Annotated in this window: 17 protein-coding genes and 2 pseudogenes; 10 read left to right on the top strand and 9 right to left on the bottom strand. The window is 67.1% G+C overall.

Features of this window, described 5'->3' with window-relative positions; genetic code table 11:
• The 7 genes and pseudogenes from A5750_RS26245 to A5750_RS03340 all read left to right on the top strand — a co-directional run.
• Window positions 1–266, top strand: a pseudogene (locus tag A5750_RS26245) (hypothetical protein); the annotation flags it as partial.
• A gap of 4 nt (window positions 267–270) precedes the next feature.
• Window positions 271–1,419 (top strand): thiolase family protein, encoded by a 1,149-nt coding sequence (locus A5750_RS03365; RefSeq protein ID WP_067261206.1) that lies wholly within the window; start codon window positions 271–273, stop codon window positions 1,417–1,419.
• Window positions 1,420–1,540: 121 nt separating this feature from the next.
• Window positions 1,541–2,134: a TetR/AcrR family transcriptional regulator gene (locus A5750_RS03360; protein WP_066957772.1), complete on the top strand. Its 594-nt coding sequence runs from the start codon at window positions 1,541–1,543 to the stop codon at window positions 2,132–2,134.
• 17 nt (window positions 2,135–2,151) lie between these two features.
• A complete protein-coding gene (locus A5750_RS03355; protein WP_066957770.1) occupies window positions 2,152–2,667 on the top strand; it encodes a hypothetical protein in 516 nt (171 codons plus the stop codon).
• Between the two features lie 130 nt (window positions 2,668–2,797).
• Entirely contained in the window at window positions 2,798–4,069 is a 1,272-nt protein-coding gene (locus tag A5750_RS03350) for a cytochrome P450 (RefSeq protein ID WP_067261204.1), read from the top strand.
• Entirely contained in the window at window positions 4,066–4,254 is a 189-nt protein-coding gene (locus tag A5750_RS03345) for a ferredoxin (protein ID WP_046181688.1), read from the top strand. Before A5750_RS03350 ends, A5750_RS03345 begins: the two co-directional genes overlap by 4 nt.
• Window positions 4,255–4,314: 60 nt before the next feature.
• Entirely contained in the window at window positions 4,315–4,548 is a 234-nt protein-coding gene (locus tag A5750_RS03340; protein WP_231989117.1) for a DUF1330 domain-containing protein, read from the top strand.
• Between the two features lie 4 nt (window positions 4,549–4,552).
• Here A5750_RS03340 and A5750_RS03335 read toward each other — a convergent pair whose 3' ends face one another.
• The 7 genes and pseudogenes from A5750_RS03335 to A5750_RS03305 all read right to left on the bottom strand — a co-directional run bounded on the left by A5750_RS03335 (window position 4,553) and on the right by A5750_RS03305 (window position 10,695).
• Entirely contained in the window at window positions 4,553–4,753 is a 201-nt protein-coding gene (locus A5750_RS03335) for a ferredoxin (protein WP_066957765.1), read from the bottom strand.
• A gap of 13 nt (window positions 4,754–4,766) precedes the next feature.
• The gene (locus A5750_RS03330) at window positions 4,767–5,972 is read right to left on the bottom strand and encodes a cytochrome P450 (RefSeq protein WP_066957762.1); all 1,206 of its coding nucleotides are present in this window, start codon (window positions 5,970–5,972) and stop codon (window positions 4,767–4,769) included.
• Window positions 5,973–6,084: 112 nt separating this feature from the next.
• Window positions 6,085–6,894 (bottom strand): annotated as a pseudogene (locus A5750_RS03325) (NAD(P)-dependent oxidoreductase); the annotation flags it as partial.
• Window positions 6,882–7,697 (bottom strand): NAD(P)-dependent oxidoreductase, encoded by an 816-nt coding sequence (locus tag A5750_RS03320; protein ID WP_067261199.1) that lies wholly within the window; start codon window positions 7,695–7,697, stop codon window positions 6,882–6,884. The gene A5750_RS03320 and the pseudogene A5750_RS03325, both read right to left, overlap by 13 nt.
• On the bottom strand, window positions 7,697–8,575 hold the full coding sequence (locus A5750_RS03315) for an alpha/beta hydrolase (protein WP_067261196.1): 879 nt from the start codon (window positions 8,573–8,575) through the stop codon (window positions 7,697–7,699). The genes A5750_RS03320 and A5750_RS03315 overlap by 1 nt, the downstream gene beginning before the upstream one ends.
• The gene (locus tag A5750_RS03310; RefSeq protein WP_067261193.1) at window positions 8,572–10,224 is read right to left on the bottom strand and encodes an OB-fold domain-containing protein; all 1,653 of its coding nucleotides are present in this window, start codon (window positions 10,222–10,224) and stop codon (window positions 8,572–8,574) included. The genes A5750_RS03315 and A5750_RS03310 overlap by 4 nt, the downstream gene beginning before the upstream one ends.
• A 150-nt stretch (window positions 10,225–10,374) precedes the next feature.
• The gene (locus A5750_RS03305) at window positions 10,375–10,695 is read right to left on the bottom strand and encodes a hypothetical protein (RefSeq protein ID WP_066957752.1); all 321 of its coding nucleotides are present in this window, start codon (window positions 10,693–10,695) and stop codon (window positions 10,375–10,377) included.
• Window positions 10,696–10,879: 184 nt separating this feature from the next.
• Here A5750_RS03305 and A5750_RS03300 point away from each other — a divergent pair, with 184 nt between their 5' ends.
• Together A5750_RS03300 and A5750_RS03295 are read left to right on the top strand one after the other, a co-directional pair.
• Complete coding sequence (locus A5750_RS03300) at window positions 10,880–11,812, top strand: NAD(P)-dependent oxidoreductase (RefSeq protein WP_067261190.1); 933 nt, start codon at window positions 10,880–10,882, stop codon at window positions 11,810–11,812.
• Window positions 11,812–12,555 (top strand): hypothetical protein, encoded by a 744-nt coding sequence (locus tag A5750_RS03295; RefSeq protein WP_067261188.1) that lies wholly within the window; start codon window positions 11,812–11,814, stop codon window positions 12,553–12,555. Before A5750_RS03300 ends, A5750_RS03295 begins: the two co-directional genes overlap by 1 nt.
• A 65-nt stretch (window positions 12,556–12,620) precedes the next feature.
• Here A5750_RS03295 and A5750_RS03290 read toward each other — a convergent pair whose 3' ends face one another.
• Window positions 12,621–12,917, bottom strand: coding sequence for a ferredoxin (locus A5750_RS03290; protein WP_067261186.1), 297 nt, complete (start codon window positions 12,915–12,917; stop codon window positions 12,621–12,623).
• Entirely contained in the window at window positions 12,914–14,221 is a 1,308-nt protein-coding gene (locus A5750_RS03285) for an NADH-ubiquinone oxidoreductase-F iron-sulfur binding region domain-containing protein (RefSeq protein ID WP_067261184.1), read from the bottom strand. Before A5750_RS03285 ends, A5750_RS03290 begins: the two co-directional genes overlap by 4 nt.
• Before the next feature lie 36 nt (window positions 14,222–14,257).
• Between A5750_RS03285 and A5750_RS03280 the strand changes: the two genes are divergently transcribed.
• Window positions 14,258–14,731 carry a hypothetical protein gene (locus A5750_RS03280; protein ID WP_066957742.1) on the top strand — a complete coding sequence of 158 codons (474 nt, stop codon included), beginning with the start codon at window positions 14,258–14,260 and terminating at the stop codon, window positions 14,729–14,731.
• The last annotated feature ends 4 nt before the right edge of the window (window positions 14,732–14,735 follow it).

Raw genomic sequence — 14,735 nt, 5'->3', positions numbered from 1 at the left:
CCAGTAAACGACGGCTCCCGCCGCTCCGCGAAAGCGGCATACGCCGCGGCCGCGTCCGCCGTCGCGAAATTGCCCACCTGAGCGCGGGCCTCGTTGGCCAGCGCGTCGCGCAAGGTGCTGTCGGCTCCCTCGTTCAGCAGAGCCTTGGTGTGGGCAATTTCGCGACGGCGGACGCGGCCGCGGCGTATGCCGCTTTCGCGGAGCGGCGGGAGCCGTCGTTTACTGGCCGGTGGGCGCTGTCGAAATCGGAGAAGGAAGCGGAGTAGGGATATGCGGGAAACAGTCATCGTCGAAGCCGTGCGTACAGCGGTGGGGAAGCGCAACGGCGGCCTGTCCGGGATGCACGCCGCCGACCTGTCCGCCGTCGTCCTCAACGAACTCCTGCAACGCACGGGTGTCGACCCGCAGATCATCGACGACGTGGTCTGGGGATGTGTGTCCCAGGTGGGCGACCAGTCGAGCAACATCGGCCGCTACGCGGTGCTGGCGGCCGGATGGCCCGAGACCATCCCCGGGACCACCGTCAACCGGGCGTGCGGCTCCAGTCAGCAGGCGCTCGATTTCGCCGTGCAGGCGGTGATGTCCGGTCAGCAGGACGTCGTCGTCGCCGGCGGTGTTGAGGTCATGAGCCGCGTTCCGCTGGGTTCGGCCAGGGCGACCGGCATGCCGTACGGCCCGAAGGTGCTCGCCCGCTATGACGGCTTCTCCTTCAACCAGGGCCTGTCGGCCGAGATGATCGCCAAGAAGTGGGGATTCTCCCGCACCCGGCTCGACGAGTACTCCGCCCAGTCCCACGAGCGGGCCGCCGCGGCCCAGGACGCCGGCGCGTTCACCGACCAGATCGTGCCGGTGTTCACCGAGGACGAAACGGTCGTTTCCGCCGACGAGGGAATTCGGCGGGGGACCACGGTCGAGAAACTCAGCGGACTCAAGCCGGCCTTCACCGAAGACGGGGTGATCCACGCGGGCAATTCCTCGCAGATCTCCGACGGCGCGGCCGCGCTGCTGGTGACGACGGCGGAGATGGCGGTCGAGTTGGGGCTGACGCCGCTGGTTCGCTACCTGGCCGGGGCGGTGACCGGGGCGGATCCGGTCCTGATGCTCACCGGGCCCATCCCGGCGACCGAGAAGGTGCTGAAGAAGGCCGGCGTAGGCCTCCCAGAAGTGGGCGCCTTCGAGGTGAACGAGGCCTTCGCGCCGGTGCCGCTGGCATGGCTCACCGAAACGGGGGCGGACCCCGGACGGGTCAACCCCCTCGGTGGTGCCATCGCGCTGGGGCACCCGCTGGGCGCTTCCGGTGCGGTGTTGATGACGCGGATGGCTTACCACATGCGCGACAACGGGATTCGCTATGGGCTGCAGACCATGTGCGAGGGCGGCGGCACCGCCAACGCCACCCTGGTCGAGCTCGTGCGGTAGTCCGGCGGCCCAGCCGCAGGCCGAGAAATGGCGCCCCCGGGTGACCCTTGTCACAGCGGGCAAACTAACCTACTGTGTGTTCACTAGGTTGGTTCGGCCCGCCGATCGGTCAAGGAGTCCGGTGCCCGACGCACGGCGATATGACACGTTGCTCGCGAAAGGCGAGGACCGCAAGCAGCGGATACTCGACGTCGCTCAACGGCTGCTCACCCACAATGGCTGGCGCAGCACCACTCTCGCCCAGATCGCCGGCGAGGTCGGGGTCACCCCCGCAGGATTGCTCCATCACTTCGAGTCCAAGGAGCAGCTGCTGCACGCCGTCCTCGACGCGCGGGATCTCGACGACGACCTCCATGCCGACCGGGCCGGGGATCTGTTTGCCCAGATCGCCCAGGTCGCCGATCGGTTCAACCGGGCACCCGAGCTGGTCGGAACGTTCACCGTGCTGCTGGTCGAAAACATCCTTCCCGACGCTCCGCTACACGACCGGATGCTGGCCCGGCATCGCGCCGCGACCGACATCGTCGCCGACCTGATCCGCCGCGGGCAGGCGGACGGCCGGTACCGCAGAGACGTAGACCCCGCCGTCAAGGCAGTGGAAATACTCGCCTTCGTCCACGGAATGGAAACCACATGGTTGCTCGATCCATCGATACCGCTAACCGAGGTGTTCAAGCAGTACGCCGAGACTCTGGCGCGGGACTTCGCCCCGTAGAAGAGCGTCGCGAGGACATGAGATATCGGCTCGACGTGGTCGCCGCCACCGTCGTCGACGTGGTGCGGTTCGCCGGCGGCTGGCTTTTCGACCGGGCGATGGCCGGGTGGGACGTCACCGTGCTCCTGGCGGACCTGGCCGACCACGCCGACGACCGGCCGCTGCAGATCCTTGGCGCGCGTGTGGTCGATCTGGAAGACGCGTTGGCGGCGGTGCAGTCTCGTCCTCGTCCTCAGGCCCTGGCGGCGGCGGCGGACTTGTTCGGCTGCGACCCGCGGGTGCGGCAAGGGGTGTTGCAGGCCCTTGATCACGGCGTCACCGAGGTCACGCTGTGGGGGGAGAACTGGCCGGCCGAGCTCGACGAGAGTGTCGGCCTGGTGCAGCACCGGTTGAGCATGGCCGCCCACACGTTCAAAGCCCAGGCCCTGGCCGCCGCCGCGGTGCGCCACGGCTCGATCGGTCACGTGGAGACCTTCCGCAGCGGGCTGCTGGCCTGGCCATCGGTCGCCGCGGATCTGGTTCCCGCCAGCTAACGCCGCACACCGCCCCCTCGCACCCTCGGCGACGGCCGACCCCTCGTTGACGACCAACCAGGCCGTGTGGAAATGTAATACTCATCTGCGAGAGGCACGTTCTCGCTAGCCGAGATTCAAGGAGCGGGAGATGCCGAACGAATTCTCCGAGTTGGACTTCTTCCGCGGCAGCGAGCTGATCGAAGACCCGTACCCCTATTACGAGGCGCTGCGCCGGCAGTGCCCCGTCACGCGGGAGAGCCATCACGGCGTCACGATGATCACCGGTTGGGACGAGGCGTGCGCGGTGCTCAACGACGCCGAGACGTGGTCCTCATGCGTCTCCGTCACCGGCCCGTTTCCCGGCTTCCCGGTACCGCTGGAGGGTGACGACGTCACCGAGCTGATCGAGAAACACCGCGACGAATTGCCGTTCAGCGACCAGCTGCCCACCCTCGATCCCCCAACCCACACCAACCACCGCTCGCTGCTCATGCGGCTGATCACCCCGAAGCGCCTCAAGGAAAACGAGGACGCCATGTGGGTGCTCGCCGACCAGGTGCTCGACACGTTCCTGGCGCCCGGCCGCGGCGACTGGATCAAGGGCTTCGCCGGCCCCTTCACGCTGCTGGTCATCGCCGATTTGCTCGGCGTGCCCGAGGAGGATCGCGACAAGTTCGTCAAGGGCATCCGCGACCACTCGGGCGGCGGCGTCGGGGGCACCAAGGGCTCACTGGCGCACAGCCCGCTGGAATTCCTCTACGGTCTCTTCTCCGACTACGTCATCGACCGCCGGCGCGAGCCCCGCGACGATGTGCTGACCGGCCTGGCCACTGCCACCTACCCGGACGGCTCGACCCCCGACGTGGAGGACGTGGCGCGGGTGGCCAGCAACGTCTTTTCGGCGGGCCAGGAGACCACCGTGCGGTTGCTGGGCGCGGCGTTGCAGACGTTGGGGGAGCGGCCCGACATCCAGGCGCAGTTGCGCAAGGACCGCAGCCTGATCCCCAACTTCATCGAAGAGTCGTTGCGCCACGAGAGCCCGGTCAAGGGCGACTTCCGGTTGAATCGGGTGCCCGCCAACGTCGGCGGCGTCGGCCTGCCCGCGGGCACCACCGTCATGGTTGTCCAAGCGGCCGCCAACCGTGATCCCCGCCGGTTCGACGACCCCGCCACCTTCGACCCTGCCCGCAAGAATGCCCGCCAGCACATCTCGTTCGGGCGCGGTATCCACAGCTGCCCCGGCGCGCCGCTGGCGCGCGCCGAAACCCGGGTGGCGATCGAGCGCCTGCTCGACCGGACGTCTGACATCAGGATCAACGAAGACATGCACGGCCCGGCGAATGACCGCCGCTACCAATACGTTCCGACGTACATCCTGCGCGGCCTGACGGAACTGCACCTGGAGTTCACGCCGGCATGAAAGTCACAGTCGACGACCAGCGCTGTCGCGGTCACGGCGTCTGCACGACGCTGTGCCCGGAGGTGTTCAGCCTCACCGACGACGGTTACGCGGAGGCGATACCATCCGACGTCCCAACGGAATTCGAGGCCGCCACCCAAGAGGCCATCGAGTGCTGCCCCGAACAGGCCATCAGCAAAATCTAAGGAGATTCAGTGGCGAAAGGGTACGTCATCCTCACGGAGGCCATCAAGGATCCGGAGGGCATGAAAGCCTATGCGCAGGCCGCTGGTTCGGCCTTGGCCGGTGCCACCATTCTCGCGGTGGACACCGCGCCCAAGGTGATCGAAGGCACCTGGCACGGCGACCAGACCGTCGTGCTCGAATTCGAATCGGTGGACGCGGCGCGCGCGTGGTACGAGTCCGAGGGCTATCAAAAGGCGGCGAAACTGCGGCAGGCGGCGGCCGACTGCAACGCCGTCATCATCGCCGGTTTCTGACCCGCTACTCGCCCACGATCGAGATGGCCTGCCGGGGGCATTGACGAACGGCCTCGCGCACGTCGGCCTCATTCTCCGGGGTGACCTCCTCCTGCAAGACGGTCAGCATGTCGTCGTCACCGAGGAGAAAGATCTCGGGATTGATGCCCATGCAGACACCATTGCTCTCGCAGAGCCCCCAATCGACTTCAATTTTCTTCGTCACGGCAACAACCCCCTTACCGAAGCACCTTGACGGGCACGTTCTTCCAGCCCGCGACGTTTTGCATGTTCACCCGTTTGCACCCCGCCCAGTCCACCTCGTAGCGCGGCATGAAGTCGAGGAGCCGCTCGAGCGCGATCCTGCTTTCCAGGCGGGCAAGCGCGGCGCCGAGGCAGCTGTGGATTCCGTATCCGAGACCGAGATGCTGTGCCTCGGTCTGGTCACGCTCGATGTCGAACGTGTCGGCGTCGGTGAAGGCCTCCGGATCGCGGTTCGCCGCTGCGCCGCAAAGGAACACCGGCTTGCCCGGGGGAATTACGCCACCACTGACGTGCGCCTCCCTGAGGGTGTAGCGGACGTTGTACTGCACCGGACCCTCGTAGCGCAGTAGCTCTTCCACCGCCCCCGGGATCTTGTCGCGGTCCTCCTGCAGCTTCTGCCACTGGTCGGGGTTGCGGGCGAAGATCACCGCCGCGTTGCCCATCAGTTTGGTGACGGTCTCGGCGCCCGCGCCGCCCAGCAGCGTTGCGAATCCGCAGATCTCGATGTCGTCGAGCTTGCGCAGCTGGCCGTCTTCGCTCGGGATCTCGGCCGCGATCAGCCGGCTGATCATGTCGTCCTGCGGTTCCTGGCGCCGCTCCTGAACCAGGCTGAAGTAGTACATCGCCGTGTCGATGTTGGCCTGCATGCCGGCTTCGCTGATCTCGATCTGACCCGGTTCGTGGGAAAGGCTGGTGTCGATCCAGTGGCGCACCTGCTGGCGGTATTCCTCCGGCACCCCGGCCATCCGGGTGATGACTTCCACCGGGAACGGCCCGGAGAAGTCCTGCACGACGTCGAAGTTGTCAGGGTCGGCGGCGCCCAGGTACTTGTCGATCACCTCGACGATCGTCTCGCGCTGGGACTGGATGGCACGCGGGGTGAACGCCTTGTTGAGCAGACTGCGCATGTGGCGGTGCTCCGGCGGATCCATGAAGATGATCGACTTCTGCTCGGGGGCTATGCCCCGGCGCACCATCGCCAGGTCGCAACCGCGCGCCGAGGAATAGGTCTCGAAGTCCTTGAACGCGGCCGCGACGTCCTCGTGGCGGGTCAGCGCGTAGAAGTCCTCTTTTTCGTCGTAGTACAGCGGCGCTTCCTCGCGCATCCGTCGATAGGTGTCGAACGGGTTATTGAAGTAGTCCTCGGAGTACGGATCGAAGACGACCTTCGGTTTTGTCACTGAATCCTCCTCAGCGGCGAGGGCGGGCTGAAACCTTTACAGCGGAGTCGTTCACTGTAACGGTAACGGTAATACCTTCGTGACGAACCGGAAAGACCGAAACACGGGCATCTCAACCCGTCTTCGCGGCGTTCGTGGCGTTGATGGCGTCGTCGAGTGCGCCCAGGTCGATGCGGAGTTCATCGCTGATGTTGCGCACCACCGTCACGTCCTTGCTGACGAATTCGCCGGCGACCTCGATGAACGACTCGACGGAGCCGCCCGCCGCCGCCAGGCTCAAGACGCGGCTGCTCGCGCTGCCGTGCCCCAGGGCGGTCAGCAGCGTCGACTCCGGCACGCCCAGCTGCTCGCCAAGCCTGATCGATTCCGCGAGCAGCCCGATCTGCGCCGCGAACAAGGCGTTGTTGACCAGCTTCACCTTTTGTCCGGTTCCGGTGGGCCCGACGTGCAAGACGGGATCGCCGTAGCAGTCCAGCACCGGCCGCACCCGCTTCACCGCATCGTCGGTGCCACCCACGAAGAGGGTGAGCCGGCCGGCCGCGATGTCGTGCGGGCCCCCGCTGACCGCCGCATCGATGACGTCGACGCAATCGGCGCGTGCGGCCAGGGCATCGATTGTCTTCGGGCTGGCGGTGGTGTGCACCACCAGCGCCGAACCGGGCGGCATGGCGGAGAGCAACCCGGCGTCCAGGCATACCTCCCACACCTGTTCGTCGCTGAACACGCAGAGCACCACGACGTCGGCCCGCGCACCCGCCTCGGCGACCTCGTGGACCGCCCGGGCGCCGAGCTGCTCGAGATCGCCCCGCCTGTCCGCGGTCCGGCCCACGGCCCGGACCTCGTGCCCGGCAGCTATCAGACGGGCCACCATAGGGCGGCCCATCCGGCCCGCGCCGACGAACCCGACCCTCACCGCGGATGGTCCATTAGCGCCAGCGCGGCGTCGGCCGCATCCAGCACGGCACCGCCGCTCACCCCGGCTCGTTCGGCCAGGTCCACCACCAGGCGGACGTCCTTTTGCAGCAACGTCCCGGCCACCCCGGCAAGCCGGTCCAACCCGCCGATGCCGCCAAGGGCGTTGAGCGCGAAGCTATTCCCGCTGCTGCGAGAGACGACTTCGGCAAGGCGGTCCGGGTCGACGCCGAGGGCACCCGCCAGCGACAGCGCGGTGGCCGCAGTGGCCAGGTGGGCGGTGAACATCAGGTTGTTGAGCAGCTTGGTGGTTTGACCGGAACCCAGCTCGCCGAGGTGGACGATCGGATCGGCATACGTGGCGAAGACCGGCCGGCAACGCTCGACGACGTCGGCGTCGCCCCCGACCATCACCAGCAGGCGCCCTTCGGACGCCGCCGGCCCCCCGCCGCTCACGGGCGCGTCGATCACCGAAATGCCCTTGGCGGCAGCCTTGTCCGCCAGTTCGCGGCAGGTGTTGGGATGCACGGTGCTGTGCACGGCGATCACCCCACCCGGCTCCATCGCCGCCAGCAGCCCGCGCGCACCGCTCGCGATCTCGTCGATGTCGGCGTCGCCCACCACGCACAGGCAAACCAGATCACTGGCCGCGGCGAGGTCGGCCGGCGATTCGGCGATTTTCGCTTCGGTGTCGGTGAACGGCTCGAGGGTTGCGGGTCTGCGCGCCCACAGCGTCGTCTCGTAGCCGGCCTCGATGATCCGCCGCGCCATGGGGCCGCCCTGGCTGCCCAGGCCGATGAATCCCACCCGCATCAACCGGCCTCCTCTTCGTCCGACGAGGTGGTGGCCAGGCAATCCCCTACAAACGAAAGAACCTCCGCGTGGTAATCCGCAGCGGTGTGGCCGAGGCTGATGTTGTGCCCCGCCCGAAGCTGCCTGTGCAGGGTGAAGCGTGGCGCGGACGAGAACATATCGGTGATCTCTTTTACTGCCGAATCATCGGTCTGCCAAACCTTTTCGTGCTCGGCGATGCTGAAGTGCACCGGCACCCGCACGGCGGGGGCCAGCGTCGGGAAGGTTTGGCGTGCCCAGTCCGAGACCATCTGGTCCTCATACGCCGGGGCCGACGGGGACACCGTCGCGCCGCCGAGTACCTCGGGTGGATACAGGTGCTCCGGGCTCCACAGCAGGTCGCGCATGCCCGGCGGGCGGCGTTCGCGAGTCGCCGTTCTGAGTATTTCCTTGGCCGCGGGGTGATAGTGCCGCCCGGTGCCCGCCAATTCGATGCCGAGCAGATCGGCGCCGCGCTCGTCGGCGGCCATCCGCATCGTCAATTCGCATCCGCCCGAATGGCCCATCACGAATAGACCCGCACCGCTTGGTCGTTCGCCGATGATGCGGTCGACCGCTCCGTAAGCCAGCTTGACACGCTGGTCACCCTCGACCATCGCCTCGGGATAGGGCGCCGAGCTGCCATAGCCAGGCCGGTCGAGGGCCACCACGGTGAATCCCGCTGCCGCCCCGGTCCGTAACAGCGAATATGACGGATGGCCGGGACAGTCGAAATAGATTGCGGTGGTGCCGCCGCCGTGGATCGCCAAGATCACGGCCTTGGGTTCGGGGGCTTCGGCGATCAGCGCCGACATCGGAACTCCGTCGACGATCACCAGCCTGGGCCGCGGCGCGCTCATGTGTCGGCCCGCAGGAGCAGCACTCCGCTGGGCGTCAGGCCGCCGCTGCTGACCACGCCAACCCGTGCGCCGGCGACCTGGCGCTCGCCGGCCTCCCCGCGCAACTGGCTGACGGCCTCGTGAACCAGCCCCATGCCGTGGGTGCGGCCGTGCGAAAGCTGGCCGCCGTGCGTGTTGAGCGGCAGCTGCCCGTCGCGGGCGATGTTCTTGCCGCCGTCGAGGAAGTCTTTGGCCTCGCCGATCCCGCAGAACCCCAGCGCCTCGATCCAGGACAGGCAGTTCATGGTGAAGCCGTCGTAGAGCTCGGCGACGTCGACGTCGACGGGCCGCAGCGAGGTGCGGGTCCACACGTGCGCGGCCTGGCCCAGCACCTGCGGCTCATGGGTCAAAGTGCTTTGGTCCCAGTCGATTCGCTCGACGATCTGCGTACCCACCGCCTCCACCAGCACCGGGGGCTTGGCCAGGTCGCGGGCGGCGTCGATGGCGGAGACGATCACCGCTATGGCGCCGTCGCAGGGCACGTCGCAGTCATAGAGGCCGAAGGGTGTGGTGATCGGTCGCGCGTTCAGATAGTCGTCCATCGTCATGGGGGACCGGTAGATGGCGGTGGGGTTGAGCTCGGCGTTGGCCCGCTGATTCAACGCGATCCAGCCCAGGGTCTCCTTGGTGGTGCCGTAACGGTGAAAGTGCCGCTGCGCGTTCATGGCCAAGGTGTGGGCCGCCGACGTGGCGCCGAACGGCATCTGCCAGCCCGACATCCGGCCCATCGAAGGGCTGATCTTGCCCTGCTTCATCAGCTCGCCATTAGTCGCTTCCCACAGCGTCCGGAAGCAGAGCACGTGGCGGGCCAGGCCGCAGGCGACCGCCTGCATGGCGGCGATCACCGATCCGCCCGGGCCGAACGTCTCCATGGCGCCGTTGTGCCACGTTGGCCGGATGCCGAGCGCCGCTTCCAGCGCGGTGACGCCGCCTTCTCCGAAGCCGCCGACGTTGATGGCGCCCGGGTAGGTGGACAGGCCGTCGATGTCCGCATACGTCAGGCCGGCGTCGGCGATTGCCGCTTCGCAGGCTTGCACCGTCAGCGCCAGCGGCAGCTGCATCAGCCGGCGCCCGATCGGCGACATGCCGATCCCGGTGAGCGCGACCTTGTCCTCGAACTTCTCGACGGTCAGCATCGGCCGGACGTGTTCGCCGAATCGCTCGGGCGCTATTTCGTCCGTGGGCAGTGGACCGGGTTCCGCGGTCTGCGCCGGTCGGAACAGCGGAAACCACACGTCTTCGACGTGTTCGAAGACGACCTCGACCTGTTGGCCCAGTTCGAGCTGATCGGGCTCGCACTCGATGATGTTGGTGGTCAGCCGAACCCGCGGATCTTCAAAGATCGCCACCTGCGCGATCACATAGGGTGCGACCAATCCGGGCAGGCTGAACCGCTCGTTGATGGTGAAGCCGGCCAGCGTCGCCTTCCCGGAGACCGCCCGCACGCCCATGTCGCGAGATCGGCAGTACCGGCACACCGGTGCCGGCGGATGGATCAGCGACTGGCAAGCATTGCAGTTCTGCAGGCGCAGCTTCCCGTCGGCGCCCGAGGTCCAGAAGAATTCGTTTTCCTGCGTGATCAGGGGCAGCGGGCGTCCCGGTGCAGACACGTCACCTCCGCGAGTCGAACGGTCCCCGAATTGCAACCTGGTAGGACCGTTATACGAATCGGAGAATTACGTTATCACTCGCGCGTAAGGGTGATCGAGACGGTATCTGCGTTGCCCGTCAAGCGGCGTCGCGGGAAGACCGCGGACCGGTCAGAGCGGCACCCAAACGCCGCCCACATAGATTCCCCACTGGTGGAAGCCGACACTCCACATCGGGGGCTCCGACGTCCACCATGGCTGTGGCGGCGGCGGCGGAACTTCCTGCCCGGCGAATGAGGGCGCGTATGCCGGCGGGAGTGTGTACCACGCCGGTGATGCCGGCGGCGGTTTGCACTCGAACGTCACCGGATTAAACGACATGTTGTGATCGCACTGCGCCGAACTGATTCCGGGCGTCGCGATCACCGCGACCGCCATCGCCACGAAGGCGACCGCGACGACGGCGGTCAGACGACGAGCAAACCATCTCATGGTGGGCCTCCCGGTGGGGCCATCCTGGCCTTGGCGGTCTCAGTTTATTCCCTTGAAACCGTCATGACCAGGTAAGAGCCGCGGTCACGACGCGATTCCGAACGGACCTGTCCTGCCATGTTCCTTCAGCGGGGAGTTATGCTGCCAACCGGCATATCAAGTACTTCACATTCGGGAGGGCTGGTTGCTCGACGCAGAAAAGATCCTGATCACCGGGGCGACGGGCAAGATTGCGTTTCCCATCGCGCGCGCTCTGGCGGCTTCAAACGAGGTGTGGGGCGCCGCGCGCCTCAAAGACCCCGCCGACCAAAGGAGGCTCGTCGACGCCGGCATCAAACCCGTCCCGCTGGACATCGGCGCGGGTGACTTCTCCGATCTTCCAGAGGATTTCACCTACGTCTTTCACGCTGCGGTGGACACCGGCGCGGGCGACTGGAACCGCTGCGTCGAAACGAATGCGCACATGTCCGGCGAACTGCTGTACCACTGCCGCGCCGCAAAGGGCTTCGTCTTCTGTTCAACTGGGTCGATCTACGCGTACCAAGGTCAGCGACCGTTGGCCGAAACCGATCCGCCGGGTGTGCCGCTGCGCGCCAACTACAGCTTCTCGAAGGTCGCGGCGGAGTCGGTGTGCACCTGGATCGCCAGGCATTATCGAATACCGTTGACCATCATCCGGGTCTGCTCAACCTATGGGCCGGAGGGCGGTGCTCCCGCCGATCGCCTCGATGCCATGTTGGCGCGCAAACCAATTCGGCTGCATCCCGATAAGCCGAACAACTACAACCCCATCTACGAGGACGACTACGTGGAGCTCGGCATCCGCGCGATGGAGGTCGCCGCGGTGCCGCCGGTCGTGGTGAACTGGGCCGGTAGCGAAACGGTCAGCGTCGAGGATTACTGCACGTTCATGGGCCAGTTGATCGGTGTCGAGCCGATCTTCGAATACACGACCGACGCGCACACGCCGCTGTGGCCGGATGTCGCCCGCATGCACGAGATGCTCGGCCGCACGAAAATGCCCTGGCGCGAAGGCTTCCGGCGCATGATCGAGAGCCGGCACCCCGAAATCGCGCTGCCCGAATACGACTCGACGAGATGGTGCGAACAGCCGTGATGCAGCTTCCCGGCACGCCATCGGACCAGGTCGCCGAGATCCTCGCCGCCGGGCGCGGAGAGATCTCCACGTTGTTCGTGTCCATGGCGACTCGCCATCCCGACGGTCTGGACGCCGAGTACCTGCGCTGGCACACCCTAGACCACCGACCCGAGCAACACCGGTTGGCGGCGGTGCGCGCCTCGTTGCGGTTGGTGTCGACGCCGGCCTGCCGCTCTGCGCGGACGATCAGCGGTGGACCGTTGGACGGGGTCGACCACGTCATGACGTACTTTTTCACCGACCCGGCCGGGCTGCGTGGGTTCAACGAACTGTCCTCGGCACTCGGAAACGCCGGCCGCAAGCTCCCGCTGCTGCCACCGGTCGAGCGCGGCGTCTACGAGGTGCGGGCCAAGACGGCCGCGCCCCGGGTCAGAGTGGGGTCGGACGTCCTGCCCTGGCTGCCCGCGCGGGGGGCGTTCCTACTGGTCGAGCGGGGATCGGCTCCGGCGGGCCCGCTGGTGGAAGTGCCCGGTGTCGCCGGCGTATGGTCTGGGACATCGCGGCAAGTCGAGGCGAATCTGGCGAGTGCTCAAGCGGGCCAGACCATTACGTATTGCTTCCTCGATGACGATCCCGTCGCCGTCGGGGAACGCCTGCGGCCGGTGTTGTCGGCGCGCTGGGAGGAGCCGGGTGTCGAACCGTTGTTCGCCGCACCGTTTTTCGCGGTGGTGCCGTTTGAGTGGGACCGCTATGTGCCGTAGGCGTAGGGCCGCATCCCGATGGCGTCCAGGAGTTCGTCGCTCTGTCGGGCTTTGTGATCAGCGGGTCAACGGGTAAAGCCCCACTCCGCCTCGTTCTCCTCGGTCTTGAGGCGCTCTGCCGGGTCGTCCGCGTCGGCGAGCGGAGGGCAGGGTGTGGGGTATGTGCGCTCGCCGATCTCGGCGATGGCGTGGACCGGGCAGTCCATCAGCGCGCGCATGACGGCGTCGCGATCCGCCTCTGCCACGGTGCCATCGCCGATGAGGGACGCGTAACCCCAATCGTCGAGCGAAAAGTATCCGGGCGCGTACTTCGCGCAGATGCCGAAACCGTCGCAGACGGTGCGGTCCAGGCGGATTTTCATGCCAGCCTCAAAGTTTCGGCCTCGTAGGGACGGTCGGCGCGGAACGCGCCGCGGGCGCAGCCCTGGCACGTGCCGTCGAGATGTGCGGTGACTTCGCCCGGGAACTGTGTGAGCAGGCCGGCCGCGACGTTGGTGGCGGCGTCCAGCGTCGCGCACGCGCCCCGTCCGCGCAGCAGCACCGACCAGCGGCGCAACCGTTCGACGTCTTCGGTCGTCGCGGCGCCGTCGCGCAGCGCACCGGCGGCGGCCGCCATGGCCGCCGTTCCGTTGAAGCACGAGCCGCACTGCCCGGCGTTTTCACGGTCGAAGTAGGCCAGCACGGACGCCGCGACCGCGACGGGGCAGTCGTCGGTGAGCACCGCGATGGCGCCCGCTCCCAAACCGCTGCCGACACGTCGCATCGTCTCGTGGTCCAAGGTTGTCTCCAGCACGCTCCGGTTGAGCAGGCCGGCAAAGTAGCCGCCCATCAACGCCCCACGTACCTGGTCCGGTGAAACACCGTGCAGGGCAAGAAGTTCGGTGAACGGCAAGCCGTGCGGAAGCTCGTAGAGAACTGGCGGGCGTCCGGCCCCGGTGATGGTGGCCAGGAAGGTGCCAGAGGAGAGCGATGTGCCCTGCGAGCGGAACGCGCTCGCGCCATGCCGCTGCAGGAAAGGCAAATTGGCCAGCGTCTCGACGTTGCTCACCAGTGTGGGCCGATCATCGACGCCGGCTTCGAATGGGCGGGGCGGCTTGTCCGTCGGCTTGGCCGGCCCGCCGTTGATCGCGCGGACGGCGGCGGTCTCCTCGCCGGCCACGTATCCGGGCTGCACGGTCAACATGCTGACGGTGATATCGCCGAGCGCGTCGGAATCGAGCTCGCCGAGCGCGGTTTCGACGCTGTGCGCCGACTCCGGATCGGAGAGGTAGATGTGGGCGCGGTTCGTGCCCACGACCGCGGCGGCCAACCGCAGCCCGTCCAGGATCAGGTGGGGCCGGTTGCGCAGCAGCCAGCGGTCCTTGACCGAAGCCGGTTCGCCCTCTTCGCCATTCGCGACGACCACGGCACCGCCGGCAATGCGCCCGTTATCGCGCACCGTGCGCAACTTGATTGCCAGCGGGAACGCCGCACCACCGCGGCCGACCAACCCGCTGGCCTCCACCTCGCTCAGCAATCCATCGGCGTCGGCAAGCGGGCGGTAGCCGCCGAACCGTCGATACGTCGCGAGGCCCTCGCGGGCTTGGCCGGTTTGTTCGAAGAGCAGCCGGGGTTCCAAACCGGGAAAGTTCGCGGTGGTGATGGTGGTGGATTGGGCGGTGTTCACGGCTGGCCTGCCATCGTCTTAGTTAGGCTTGCGCACATGCGAACTGCGGTCGTGCGCGTCAATGTCGACCCGGAGAGTGTCTGCACGGTCCCACAGCTACGAGACGGCATGGCAGCGCTCCTCGGGCTTGCGCGTGCGGAGGGTGCAGACGTCGTCGAGAACGACCTCGCGTCGATGCCCGCTGGGCGCCGCGAAGTCGAATTGCTGATCGCGGCCGAAGACGTCGACGCGGCGAGAGATTTGGCGATCCGCCTGTGCGGCAGGGTGTTCGCCGCCGAACCGGTTGCGGGAGTCGTCACCTTCATCAGCCGGGGGACCGACGACGACGCCCACGGTGTGTTGTCCGGCTTCGGGCTCACCGGTGACATCGAGCGGACGCCCGGGGGCGACGGTTTCGACATCGTGTACGTAACGCTGCGCGAGAAGGACCTCGAACGCATTCCCGAGAGCCGGGTTCACACGGCTCTCGAGGCCTCGCTCAACTGCGAGGTTCACATTCGCACCGTGTAGGGAC

The organism is Mycobacterium sp. 852002-51613_SCH5001154 (assembly GCF_001667425.1).
Taxonomy (GTDB): domain Bacteria; phylum Actinomycetota; class Actinomycetes; order Mycobacteriales; family Mycobacteriaceae; genus Mycobacterium.
The sequence above is the reverse complement of the archived record's forward strand: the minus strand, read 5'-3'. Positions and strand labels throughout refer to the sequence as shown.

Excerpts from the sequence above, each read along its gene's own strand:
- A5750_RS03365 (WP_067261206.1), top strand. The coding sequence starts at position 271 with ATGCGGGAAACAGTCATCGTCGAAGCCGTGCGTACAGCGGTGGGGAAG.
- A5750_RS03355 (WP_066957770.1), top strand. The coding sequence starts at position 2,152 with ATGAGATATCGGCTCGACGTGGTCGCCGCCACCGTCGTCGACGTGGTG.
- A5750_RS03350 (WP_067261204.1), top strand. The coding sequence starts at position 2,798 with ATGCCGAACGAATTCTCCGAGTTGGACTTCTTCCGCGGCAGCGAGCTG.
- A5750_RS03345 (WP_046181688.1), top strand. The coding sequence starts at position 4,066 with ATGAAAGTCACAGTCGACGACCAGCGCTGTCGCGGTCACGGCGTCTGC.
- A5750_RS03340 (WP_231989117.1), top strand. The coding sequence starts at position 4,315 with ATGAAAGCCTATGCGCAGGCCGCTGGTTCGGCCTTGGCCGGTGCCACC.
- A5750_RS03320 (WP_067261199.1), bottom strand. The coding sequence starts at position 7,697 with ATGCGGGTGGGATTCATCGGCCTGGGCAGCCAGGGCGGCCCCATGGCG.
- A5750_RS03315 (WP_067261196.1), bottom strand. The coding sequence starts at position 8,575 with ATGAGCGCGCCGCGGCCCAGGCTGGTGATCGTCGACGGAGTTCCGATG.
- A5750_RS03305 (WP_066957752.1), bottom strand. The coding sequence starts at position 10,695 with ATGAGATGGTTTGCTCGTCGTCTGACCGCCGTCGTCGCGGTCGCCTTC.
- A5750_RS03295 (WP_067261188.1), top strand. The coding sequence starts at position 11,812 with ATGCAGCTTCCCGGCACGCCATCGGACCAGGTCGCCGAGATCCTCGCC.
- A5750_RS03290 (WP_067261186.1), bottom strand. The coding sequence starts at position 12,917 with ATGAAAATCCGCCTGGACCGCACCGTCTGCGACGGTTTCGGCATCTGC.
- A5750_RS03280 (WP_066957742.1), top strand. The coding sequence starts at position 14,258 with ATGCGAACTGCGGTCGTGCGCGTCAATGTCGACCCGGAGAGTGTCTGC.